Origin of the sequence: Algoriphagus sp. (assembly GCF_024305035.1) — a bacterium.
Lineage (GTDB): Bacteria > Bacteroidota > Bacteroidia > Cytophagales > Cyclobacteriaceae > Algoriphagus.
In genome coordinates this window covers 12,585-25,101 of record NZ_JAMWZB010000024.1, presented here as the reverse complement: position 1 = coordinate 25,101, position 12,517 = coordinate 12,585, and the positions used below count along the sequence as shown (strand labels likewise).

At 40.2% G+C, this 12,517-nt stretch carries 8 protein-coding genes; 4 read left to right on the top strand and 4 right to left on the bottom strand.

Annotated features, from left to right (window positions below; translation table 11 throughout):
* Positions 1 to 21 precede the first annotated feature (21 nt).
* From Q0L00_RS14140 to Q0L00_RS14125, 4 genes are all read right to left on the bottom strand, one after another.
* On the bottom strand, positions 22 to 2,190 hold the full coding sequence (locus Q0L00_RS14140) for a TonB-dependent receptor (RefSeq protein WP_297337536.1): 2,169 nt from the start codon (positions 2,188 to 2,190) through the stop codon (positions 22 to 24).
* Positions 2,191 to 3,043: 853 nt separating this feature from the next.
* Positions 3,044 to 3,916, bottom strand: coding sequence for a DUF5777 family beta-barrel protein (locus Q0L00_RS14135; protein WP_297337535.1), 873 nt, complete (start codon positions 3,914 to 3,916; stop codon positions 3,044 to 3,046).
* The gene (locus Q0L00_RS14130; protein WP_297337534.1) at positions 3,913 to 4,455 is read right to left on the bottom strand and encodes a YceI family protein; all 543 of its coding nucleotides are present in this window, start codon (positions 4,453 to 4,455) and stop codon (positions 3,913 to 3,915) included. Before Q0L00_RS14130 ends, Q0L00_RS14135 begins: the two co-directional genes overlap by 4 nt.
* Positions 4,452 to 4,946, bottom strand: coding sequence for a Rieske 2Fe-2S domain-containing protein (locus Q0L00_RS14125; RefSeq protein ID WP_297337533.1), 495 nt, complete (start codon positions 4,944 to 4,946; stop codon positions 4,452 to 4,454). Before Q0L00_RS14125 ends, Q0L00_RS14130 begins: the two co-directional genes overlap by 4 nt.
* Positions 4,947 to 6,067: 1,121 nt before the next feature.
* Here Q0L00_RS14125 and Q0L00_RS14120 point away from each other — a divergent pair.
* From Q0L00_RS14120 to Q0L00_RS14105, 4 genes are all read left to right on the top strand, one after another.
* Positions 6,068 to 8,065, top strand: a complete 1,998-nt coding sequence (locus Q0L00_RS14120; protein ID WP_297337532.1) for a hypothetical protein — start codon at positions 6,068 to 6,070, stop codon at positions 8,063 to 8,065.
* Positions 8,066 to 8,290: 225 nt separating this feature from the next.
* Entirely contained in the window at positions 8,291 to 9,055 is a 765-nt protein-coding gene (gene map, locus Q0L00_RS14115; RefSeq protein WP_297337531.1) for a type I methionyl aminopeptidase, read from the top strand.
* 478 nt (positions 9,056 to 9,533) lie between these two features.
* The gene (abc-f, locus tag Q0L00_RS14110) at positions 9,534 to 11,120 is read left to right on the top strand and encodes a ribosomal protection-like ABC-F family protein (RefSeq protein WP_297337530.1); all 1,587 of its coding nucleotides are present in this window, start codon (positions 9,534 to 9,536) and stop codon (positions 11,118 to 11,120) included.
* A gap of 403 nt (positions 11,121 to 11,523) precedes the next feature.
* Positions 11,524 to 12,516 (top strand): glycosyltransferase family 2 protein, encoded by a 993-nt coding sequence (locus Q0L00_RS14105; RefSeq protein ID WP_297337529.1) that lies wholly within the window; start codon positions 11,524 to 11,526, stop codon positions 12,514 to 12,516.
* Position 12,517: the final 1 nt, after the last annotated feature.

The following is a 12,517-nucleotide window of genomic DNA, read 5'->3' as shown; positions in this document are numbered from 1 at the left end:
TAATTTTCTATTTGTAACTGGCTAGAATTTCAATTTGACGCCTCCATTGATCACAAATCCGTCAACCGGTGCATAAATATCCCGAAATTCCGGATGGCTTAAATCTCCGGTATAGATGGTGTCAAATCGGGTTTGCCGTGTGTCCAAGAAATTCTCGAAGTTGGCAAAAACAGAAAAATTTTCGCCCAGTGTTTTTTCTGTCATCAGGCCTAAAATCCAGTAGGATTGTCCCTTTTGCCCGTCATTCAGCACTTGAGGTGAAAAATAATACGCTTCCAAACCGATCCAGAAATTCTCATGCTTTTCAAACATCAGGACATTATTTAGCCGATGTCTAGCCACGAGGGGATAGGGATTGATTTCTCCGTTGAATTCTTGAATGACATCGGCAAAGGTGTATCCTGTAAATAGTTTGAAGTCTCTGTAATTCCACTTCAGATTTACTTCCATTCCCCGGGTTTCAAACTTTCCTCCGGGTTGGACAAACTCAAATTGCTCATTATTCTTCTCCAGAATCAAAGGGTTTTCAATTCGAGTGAAAAAAAGAAGGGTGTTGGCTACCAGCGAAAGTTCTTCTCCCAAAGCGATGCGGTAATTGATATCCAAATTGGCTCCTGCTGATTTTTCAGAAACAAGGGATGCATCGTCAATGGGAATGAGGTTCTGAAATTGGATTCGCTCCGTCTCTTCTGTAAAAACAGTAGGGGACTTATAACCCAATCCTCCTCCAATTCTTAGGGTCAACGCTTGATTGGGTTGATACATGGCTGAGATCTTTGGCAGAGGGAATAAGCCTTCTGAATTCAAATGATCCAAACGAAATCCGCTTTCCAAGGTCCACTTTGGGCTGGCATTCCATATGTTTTGCACAAATACTCCCAAGGTAGTCAAGGAATAATCCAAAGGAGAGGAAAGGTCTCCCTGCCTTTGCTCAAACTGATCTGTCCATAGATTCAATCCGGTGACCCAAGAGGATTTTGTTCCGGTTGAGGACCAATTGAGCTCACTAAAAGAAGAAAACTGTTTTCCTCCAAATCGGTAGTTTGGAATCTCAATCTTTCGATCGAAGAAGTTGAGGCTGTTTTTAAAGGTTAGGGAATTCCCCTTTTTCCACTGGGTTTGGAAAGTGAGTTCGGTAGAAATACGATGGGTTTTATTGGCCTCAAAGTAAGGATCATTCACGGGGTTCCCTTCAATGAAATCAAGATTCCCACCGAGTCGCTCTTCCTGAATGAAATTCACTCCAGCTACTAAATCGCTTCTTTCACCCACATCCACCAAGAGTTTTGGATTCAAGGTAAATCGATCAAATTCAGGAATAGCCGTTAAACCAATTCCTGCAGGATCATACGCTGTTCCTTTATTGTAAGAGGCAAAAACTGTGGTTCCCAATTTTTCCCCTTTAACTGAATAAAAAGTGCTTGCATCCAATCCCAAGGCAGAGGTACCGTTGATCAAGAATGAAAGTTCAGGTTTCTCCTGAGGTCTTTTGGTGATTAAGTTGACTAGACCGGCGATGGCTCCTCCTCCATAAAGAGTGGAGGAGGAACCTTTGATCACTTCCACTTGAGCCAAGTCCAAGGGAGCAATCTGCATTAAACTTAAGCCGGAAGAATAACCGGAATACAGGGGAAGTCCATCTCGGAGTAGCTGCGTATATTTCCCATCTAATCCCTGAATTCGAATACTTGAATTGTAACTGGTTGCCGAGGTTTGTTGCGTTTGAATACCCGTACTTTCATTCAGCAGCATGCGGATATCTCCGGGTTTCATGTTTCCTTTTTCAGCCAATTCTTCACCGGCAATGATTTCTACCCGGGTTGGGACATCCTCGATTACTCGACTACTTCGATTTGATTGCACGGTTAATAGTTCCAGTTCTCCGTGCTCATGCTTTAAGTTGAAAACTGTCAACTCAGATTTTCCTAAGGGAAAAGTTACCTTAAGTTGCAGCATCTCATAGCCTACGTATTGAATCTGTAGCTTAAAGGTTCCATCTGGGATATTTTTGACTGTTACCATCCCGTTTTCATTAGCACTTCCCCCAAGTTGCAATTCAGGAAAGTAAAGTGTTGCTCCAAGTAAAGGTTCGCCAGATTCCTCATCTAGAATCCGAGCTTGGTAAGTATTTTGAGAAAAGCATAAGTTGCTAATTCCCAAGGCCAGAATGGCCAGGATTATTCGTGTCATGTTTTCAGATTTTTAGGGTTAGAAAAATTACTTTACCAAACCCCAGCTGAGGGAGGCTTAATCGGTCCTGAAGGTGAAAAATCGGTCAGAAATCCAGGGATGGTCGGTAACCAAGGTTGAGCTATAGTTTCTTGGAAAAAAGTGGGATAGCTCTCAAATTCGAATGGGATAAATCCCAAACAAGCCCCGCAACTGAAGAAGGGAAGGCAGGGAGTCATCTCCCCGGTTCCATCAGAACAGTCCTGGGAACTTAGATCCCTTTCCTCACAGTGATCTTCGCTATCCAAACAGCAAGTCTGGGTAGCAAAAAAAAGAGTTAGGGAGGCCAGAATGAATGCGAATACCTTCATCGGATACAAACTAAGCAAAAACAGATCAAACTAATTGCAAAAAATAATAAATCCTCAATTTTTCCCTTCCTGAACGGTAAGGAAAAAAATAGTGCCAAAAAATTATATAGTGTCTCCTGATCGCTTAAGCCACTTGCGTTTTTGCATCAAAAAAGCTTCAAGCTTTTACCATAGGTCCTCAACGGCTTATACCCAGCCTATAGCATTCATTCAGTATAAATTAGCTATTCATTTAAAAGGTTTACACTATTCTGTGGGACGGTTGGTTAGACCTTTACGGTAAATTAAAGGCTATAGCCTTTGATAGTTTCAAAAGATAGGAGGATAGTTTGATTTGAAATCCTGCGATCATCTTGTCAAAAAGGAACTTGAGTGTGAAAGATATATTCTCACTTCTCCCAGTAAACTAATTTTGAAGATTACTATGCCTTTCAGAAGTGGGATGAAAGGGATAGGCGTGTTCTGTTAGGTTAGGGAAGAAAACACCCCCTTGATCTTAAAACTTATTTCTTCCTTTGGCCAAGGGCAAAAATTCGGTTGACATTAAAGCCTAATCTGAATTCCTCACCCGGAACTCCATTGCCTCCAGCGAGTAAATATTGCTCATTGAGTGCCTGTGAGGTAACAAAATACATCTGAAAAACATGGCCTCCCGCCTCAACATCCCACCCGATTCCAAAATTACTTCTCAGATCGGAATTGAGATTAGGAATGTATTGTAAAGTAAGGGAAGAGCGATCTGTGATCTTGTACTTTCCACTGAAGCCAAGACTCAAATAAAGATTTTGGGATCCTTCTATTTGATAAATTTCCAAAGGATTTATAAAATAGGACAGCATTGGGCTCAGTTGTAAACTGATTTTATTGGAAAATTTTCTTGCAACCATCATTTGTCCAAAATAAGCCACTCGGTCAGAGAATTGAGGTCGATCATTTTGAGGAAGAAAAGAATAGGGGTTACTTACAACTCCAGCTCCCCCAGCAAGACTTAAGGAAAAAGGAACGGCGTTATTCTGGGTCTGCTCCAAAAATAAGTATCTACCATAAACATTGTAAAACTTATCCCGGCTGGACCTGGAAGCTCCAAGGGAAAGTTTATCGCTGAGTCCGAATTCGAAACTAAACTGAATATTGGCTCCGTTGTCTAATCCAAACAGATTCTCAATTCCCCCATCCAGGGTACCGAAGGTATGCATGATGGCAAAGTGCATGGTTTTCTTTTCCAATGGTTCTACGGTCAGCAAATTGATATGTCTGGGAGCATGAAAAATCAAATCTACTGGTTGGTTTTCATTTTCGAGCTTACGCTCCAATTGTGCTTCACTGTGCATCACAACAGCTAAAAGTGCGAGGATCGATAAGGTTATCTTTTTCATTTTTTCGGGCTTAATAGTGCATTTACTGTCACTTTTTGAGATTCTGCCAATTCGTAGAAAACTAGCTTCGGTATGGGGATTTGATAATCAGAAAGTAGAATCTCAAAGCTTGCCTTTAGTTCTACTTTTCCATTTTGGAGCAGTGTTAAAAATCCAACTACCTCAATTTCCCGCTCAACTCCGTGAATTTTGAATTTTCCCTGAGCTATCACAGGGGTTTTAACGCCCTGTTCTAAGACTGGTATTTGGGACATTTTTCCGGTAAATTCCGCAAAGGGGAATTGATCTGTTTCCAAGTAATTTTCCCGCATGTGACTATCCCTTAATCCAATCCCCGTTTTGATGGTATTCAAATCCACAAAAAAATCAATCAGATTGGTGTTTAGATTTAGCAGACCATTTAGGGAACTTGATGTCCCTTCAAATTCATTTAAGGGTGCCTTGGATAAGAAAACGACTTCCCCCTCTTTGGTCAAAAACTCCTGACTAAATGTCTGGAAGCTGATGAAAATGAGGCCTAAAATTAGGAGCTTTCTCATCGGGTTACCACTAATTTCGTTCCGGATACCTGAGTGGTATATGGAGTCAAAGGAGTTGTTGCCGGACCTTGCAATACTTGTCCACTTGGGTCAAATACAGATCCATGACAGGTACAGGTAAATCGGCTGTTTCCAAAAGTCCAGTTTCGGTCACATCCTGAGTGGGTACATACCGAAGTCAAGGCTACAAATGATCCATTCACATTTGCTACCAATGTTTTGGCATTTTCGATTAGCAGCCAATTTCCGGGAGAGGTTAATTCGGTTTGAACGGACAGGTCGATCGAGATTGTATTACCTGAAATGGTGATTCCTGAACTTGAATTGCCCGAAGGAGTGGGGCTGGCAGGGTCTGCATCATCGGTTGAGGAACAGGAAGTGAAAAAAGCAGCTCCAAAAGTAGCCAAGATTAAGGAGGTACCGGTTTTTTCAAGAAATTTTCTTCTGGACTCTGTTAAGCTTCCAGATTTGATTGTAAGTAAATTGCTCATGGACAGAAAGATTATGTGTTAGTCATATACGAGCCAATAATCTGTTGTGGACCAAATTGTTTTCGGTTTTGAGATGAAATAAAAAATGGGATTTCTTGGCGTTTTTATAAGTCTACGCATTGTCAAGGTTTCCTGCCCCCTTGCAAGGAATGCAAAAACAATAGATTGGATATGCAAGGAGAAAAATTTAGCAATATCCTATTTTCAATTGCTAGCTTTGGTAACCGGATAAAAGCCATTAAAAAATTCCTTTTTGCTAAAAATAGCCCTAATTACAAGCTGAGTTTTTGACATTGATAAGTAACAACAGGACTTTTCTTTATGGTAAGATACAGCTGGTCCAGTTTTTTGGGAAAGCAAGGAAAATTTTTGCCATTCCAACAGAATTTGTCCCGCAGGAGAGTATTTCGGGAATGCCAGCTTGAGGGGATTTTTTTATTAAAATATCTCCGTTCTTTTTTGCATAAAAATTCATTCTAAAGCACTTAATCGGAATTTTAAGCAAGGCCTATTAAAAGGGAACTGACTTTAGGATGACATAAAATAGAAATATCTCAATTTATAATTGAGCTTTACTTCAAGTGATCACCTAAAGTGTTAAACGAATTAGGGAAAGCACTTTTCATTTCCCGTTTAAGCCCCAATCGTTTACCCCCAGGGAAATACGGTCTCACGAGAAATTTGTTTTATAAATCGCGGAATGTGATGAAGAAGGTTTTTTAGTTGATTAACTTTCAGGTCATTCATTTTCCAAGTATTCACTAGTGATCAGCAATTAAGATTTAAAAAGGGAGTTTACTCGGCTCGTTGGAATTTGTAATTCGGCCTTACTTTTTAAGTAAAATTATGGTTTGAGATTTGTGCTCTTGAACTCCTATTTTATGATTTTAAAGCTATCGGGAGTCTTCCAAAGATCGACAACAACAAAGGAGAAGGGTGAGTAAGGTAAATTCGACTAATTTGGTAGATTAATTAACCCTTTTCTTTCTTCAAATTTTTTATTTATTTAAGGTTAGCGTTTGATAGTTATAGAATTCTTTACCGTTAGATCCTTTTCTGTGTGACCTTTCTTTTTTTGGAGTTCAGTTTGTCGTTGAGGTTTTGGCAAAAAATCCATTCTTATGCATACATATTCTGAGAAAAAGGGAAAATTTTCTGATACTCCAAATACCCAAGTGAAGGGAGATTCTCAAACCTCAATAAATAATCCTTTTCAGTTTATAGATAACCGAGGGGACACCTTGGTTCAAAGAAAATTTCGCAATTTAGTTGATAGCAAATTCTCAATTGATGGAGAAAGGGGGGAAAGCGAATTTCCCCAAAAGCCCTTAATAAATTCAATTGCGCCGGTTCAATCTGTTTTTCAGCTCGCTAAGATTATTGGGTATTACCACACAAACCCTATAGTTCAATTTGAGGGGGAGGAGGAAGATCCTGTTGACGGATCACTCGAAAATGATTTAGCCCATAATTATGTGTCACCCCCACGAGGATTTGAAGGGGAAAGAGTATACTTGAAGATACCGAAAGAGGAGCCAGCAGAGGAGGAAATGGTTCAATTTGGTCAAGCCAAAGTCAACGAGGCATTATCAGGGCTCTTAAGCTTTTTACAAAGCTTAAAGACATCAATCAAAACGTCGCCCAATGCATCAACACCCTATTTAAAAGCAATTTATGCAGATAATTTTCAAAAGATTAAAGAAATTAAGTCAGAATCAGCCAAAATCAAAAATGATTATAAAAAGTTGATGCAAACAACCTTGGTTTTAGGCCATATGCTGAATACCATTACTGGGTTGGTGAAATCGATCTTAGTTAGTCCCGAAAATGATAGGGAAATAGGTGGAATGACTGAAGAGGAGTATTCAAAATCACTGCATGACAAAGAATCAGACGTAGGGAAAAGGCAAGAAACAGGACTGGGAGTTATCCATTTATTTGAGGGAGGACTTCCCTCAGGGACCATTGAAATTATCGGATCGTTTTACCGGGCTGATTTTGATGTGGAAAGCCTTGTTCTTAGAACCGATGTAGAGAGTATTTTACAAGAATTAGTACTGACAGAGGAAAATAGGCTTCGTGAACATGAGGAACAACGTTCAATTAAAAAAAGTGAAAGAAAATTTTACAAGGTAGAGGAAGATGTTGCCAGAACTGCACGGCAAGTGTTGAGAGAGACTTCAAAAGCCTCAGCAGAAATACAGGCCAGCAAGCGGAGTGTCACTCCAAAATTGGGAGGACAATTACGAAGTTGGCATCTGAATGATACCGGGATGTTACCCAGGACATTTCTTAAAGGACAGCATAACGATACAGAGGACAAGAAATCCGGGAAAATTAGTAGTGGTTTTTCAAATGAAGCAAAAAAAGGGCTGTTGGAAGATTCTTCCTTTGTTTATAAAGCACAAGAGCAACTACATGCCCTTTGGCAGGAAGACGTAAAAGTAGGAGGGGGATTTCAGCCTGGGTACATAGATGATTTTCCTCGAGGAGCTGAAAATTTTCGCAAAGAGGCTTCTCAGATAGAACCTGGATACATTGAGGTCAATCCTGAAGGGTGGATTGGAGCTGAGTCACAGGGTCGGTTATTGTATGATTATATCAGTGATAGGTGGTTTCTCACAACAGATCACTATCATGAGCATTTTTGGGAGATTTATGTTCCCTCAGAATATAAGACGCAGATTTTATTGGATAGTTCAGGAGAGGAGTTAATTAAATCAGCTATTCCTAAGCTAGTAGGAGAACCCAAAAATGAATCTTCAAATTCGGATTTAAGTTTTGACCGTTATGCTATGAACAACTGTCTTATCGATGCAATAGCAGAAGCTGCCCATTTCCCCGACCCAAATATCCAATTGATTCGGGAAGAATTGGATTCTTTAGGTCTTGGCAGTGTTGGGGAAATGTTATATGCAGATCAAGCTATAGTGGAGCTAATTGCCAGAAATCTTAACCTTAATGGAGTTCCGATAATTTTATACGATGTCAATGGGAATGCACAAGAACTGGTGGGAGGAGATGCTCCTCAAATCATTGAAATTTTTCATACAGGAGCTTTACATTATGTGGCGAATCCAGCAAATAAAGCTCAGAGAGATGCAACAAAAAAGAATTAAGCTACAGGGAAATAAATTTTAAAAGCTAAGTAAGCGAAAGAAATGGGTTGATTCCCGGGAATTTTTAGGGTGCGGATTGTTGTTTAGAAGAATTTGTACGTTATATGGACTTCGTTGGGCATTTCCGGATCTTACCTCCCACAAGTCTAAAAGTAAGCGCTTCAATTGCACCAAAAGTCAACTTCAAACCACTGAGATTAGCTAATATAATTTACGAAAGGAAATATGTCCATTACAAAAGAATCAGAACTAGTTGGAATGAAAAAAGTAAGCGAGGTAGTTGCTTACACCTTGAAAGAAATGATAAGCTATGCCCGACCGGGCATGTCGACCATGGAACTCGATCGATTCGGGGCGGGGATTTTGAAGGATTTTGGGGCAAACTCTGCGCCTTATAAAACGTATCAATTCCCCGGCTGGACCTGCATTAGTGTGGGTAAAGAATTTTGCCACGGGATACCCTCTTCAAAGAGAATCTTAAAAGAGGGAGATCTGGTAAACATTGATGTTTCTGCCGAACTCAATGGATTTTGGTCGGATAATGGGGCTTCATTTGTCCTGGGTGAAGATCAATTTGGTCACCAAAAATTAGTGGATGCCTCGAAAATTATTTTAAAGAAAGCGGTAGACCAGATTAGAGGCGGAGTAAAAATTTCAGCCATTGGACACTTGATGGAGACCGAAGCAAGAAAATATGGATTTAAAGTAATTAAGAATTTGGGAGGACACGGGATTGGCCGAAGGTTGCATGAACAGCCCGATGAATTGCTCAACTTTAAAAACCCATTTGATCAAAGGCGATTCAAGAAAAACTCGGTTGTCGCCATAGAAACTTTTATTTCAACTTTATCTACTTATGCGATCGAAAATGGCGATGGATGGACATTGGTCGGCAATAAAGGAGGATTCATGGCTCAGCATGAGCATACCTTGGTGGTGACTGACCATAGGCCGATTATTTTGACCGAGAAGAATCAACTCTGGGATTAAAGCTAAGCGAATAATTAGTGGTGTACATCGGTTTTGCCTCATGTGGTAGCTATTTTTATCAGTTAAACTGGGAAGCATTTAATTCTTCTCTGTTGGTTGTCCTTTGGTCCTAAGGACCTATTTGAGTGGGACCAGGATAGGAGCAGAGGCTGATGATTTTAGTTCAAGCCTCCTTTTTTAGAGTACCGTTTTGGTGGGATCAGTACATTTTTGAAATTATGGCCCCCTTGTCAGCAGAAATTCGATTAAGCTTCAGCGATTATAGAAAAATGTGTTTTAACGTTGTTTATTGGAATGCAACTAATTCTTTATAAATCTCTGCCCAAAAAATCTACAATTTTTTACAGCTCAAAAATTTTTATTTTTGCAAATCAAAGATCACGTCTAGCTAGCATGTAAAATTTAATTTCTTTCAAACACATCAGAGTCTTTACCCTAAGGCATTTACTGTATTGTTTCATCTTAAACGAAAGAAATTATGTTGATTTTACAAAACATCTCCTATATCCACCCTAGCAAAGATCTCCTATTTGGCGATGTCAATCTGGCAGTAGGTAACCACCAAAAGACAGCTTTAATCGGTAACAACGGAGTAGGTAAATCCACTTTGCTCAAAATTATTGCTGGCCAACTTCAGCCTTCAAGCGGACATGTAAGCGTGGAGCACGATCCGTATCATGTTCCGCAGGTATTTGGGCAATTCAATCACCTGACAATCGCACAAGCCCTTAAAATTGAAGGCAAAATAAACGCCTTGAAGGAAATTTTAAATGGAAATCCAAGTCAAGAAAATTTCAATTTGCTCAATGAAGATTGGACGATAGAAGATCGTTGTAAAGAAGTGTTTCATGATTGGCAACTGGATGAGTTGGACTTGTCCCAGAAAATGGAAACCTTAAGTGGAGGCCAGAGAACCAAGGTGTTTTTGGCAGCAATTGCGATTCATGAGCCCGAACTGGTTTTGTTGGATGAGCCAAGTAACCATTTGGACCTTTCGGGCCGGCAACTGTTGTATGACTTTATCCAATCCACAAAAAGCACACTGATGGTGGTCAGCCATGATCGAAAACTCCTGAATTTGCTGAATCCGGTTTTTGAATTAAGCAGAAAGGGAATTAAAGTTTACGGCGGAAATTACAGCTTTTATCAAGAACAGAAGCAAATTGAAAGTAAGGCTTTGAACCAAGAAATTCAAAGCAAAGAAAAGGCGTTACGCAAAGCCAAAGAAATAGAACGGGAAACAATCGAGCGGCAACAAAAATTGGATAGCCGCGGAAAAGGGAAACAAGAAAAAGCGGGCGTTTCCCGAATAATGATGAATACCTTACGAAACAAGGCAGAGCAAAGTACGTCAAAATTGAAAAGTGTTCACACAGAAAAAATCAGTGGGATCTCGCAGGATTTGCAGGATCTTCGGTATTCCTTACCCGATTTAGATAAAATGAAATTCGGCTTAGATAATTCCGGGCTGCATCAAGGGAAAGTTTTGTTCAGGGCAACAAGCCTCAATTTCGCTTACCACAGGCAACCCATTTGGGAAACCCAATTGAATTTTGAAATTAGGAGTGGGGAGCGAATTGCCTTGAAGGGAAAAAACGGTTCAGGAAAAACTTCATTGATTAAGCTAATTTTAGGGGACCTAGAACCACAAACGGGAACAATTTATCGAGCCGATCAAAATGCAGTTTACATCGATCAAGACTATTCATTGCTGGATCAAAAGCTTAACGTTTATCAACAAGCCCAACAATTCAATGGTTCTGCATTACAAGAACATGAGGTCAAAATCCGGCTAAGTCGTTTTTTATTTTCAAAAGAAGATTGGGACAAAGCCTGTAGTGCTTTAAGTGGCGGAGAAAGAATGCGTTTATTGCTTTGTTGTTTGACTATTCACAGCACATCTCCCGATACGATTATTTTTGACGAACCGACAAATAACCTAGACCTTGAGAATGTGGAAATCCTGACAGCGGCAATCAACGAGTATCAAGGGACTATTCTTGTGGTGTCCCACGACGAAGTGTTTTTGAAACAAATCAACATAAATAGGACCATAGAACTCTGAGAAAAAAATAGGACCCCAATCGGTTTAATTCGAAACCGGTAATATTCGTAGGGGAGGTAAAGAAAATACTCGAGAAGGGTAAGGATGCTTATCTATAAACTCGGGAATTCACCGATTTTTCCAAGGCACTCAAAATTAAGGGTTGAAAGTAAAAAATGATGCTACTATCCAAGTAATCAAGGGCTAATGGAATGAGGAGTCCTCCCTTGCTGTGGAAAGTATTTACTAAAGAAATCCATCAATACACCCTCCACGAACCTAGGCGTAAAATCTATTTGTAAGGCAAGTGTAACTCAATAGTCGGACTGGTTTCTCATTATTTTTTAAAAATTAAATCCGGTTTCCTGTAGCGAAATCAAGGAATCTCTTCGTCATGGGCTAGGAAAACTAAACCACTATAATTTTGTCCAACAGTATTTCTGTAGTCCTACCGAACTATAACGGACGGGACCTCATCGAATCTTTTTTGCCCTTTACTTTTGAGGCACTAACCAAAACCCGCCTTCCATATGAGGTGATTTTGATTGATGATGCCTCCAAGGATAATTCGGTTAACTGGGTAAAAGAAAACTATCCTGAAATCAAAATCCTTCAAAATCCAACTAATCGTGGATTCTCTTTTACCTGTAATAGGGGGATTTTCGAGGCTTCCATGGATTTGGTTTTGTTGCTCAATACCGATATTAAACTTGATCCAGAGTACCTCTGCCGGTTGATTTCTTATTTTGAGCACGGGGATACCTTTGGAGTTATGGGTAAGATTATCAACCCGACAACTTCCCAATTGGAAATTGGTGCAAAGCTCCCCAAAAAAAGAGGGTTTTTGCTGAAAGCCAAGCAAAATTTCCTTCCTGAGGAAACTGATTCGGTTCAACCTCTTCCGACTTTTTTTCTTTCTGGGGCCAATGCCTTGATTGACCGAAAGAAACTGCAAGCACTCGGGGGATTGGATGAAGTGTTCAGCCCCTATTATTCGGAAGATCTCGACCTTTCTGTCCGGGCTTGGAGAAGGGGGTGGAAGTGTTTTTTTGAACCCAAGGCCCAATGTTTTCATTTGGGCTCAGCTTCTATTAAGACCCAATCGGCCAAATCAAAAATCAAGAAAATCTATTTTCGCAATAGAATGATTTTTCATGCCATTCACTTAGAACCCCATCAGCTGAAAGGGTGGAAGGTTCAAACTTTACTTACCGAAGTGCTTCCCAAGTTTTTGATGGGCAAAATCTGGATCTGGAGAAGTTACCGGGAAATGCTTGCCCTTTGGCCGGATATCCTGCTGAGCCGGCGTCGGATCAATTCCCCTGATCCTATCCTTAAATCTGCGAAAAGCCTCAAGGAGATTCACCGCGAGATTTTGTCTCTAGTGCCCAAATCCACTCTCATTCAACCCCAGTGAT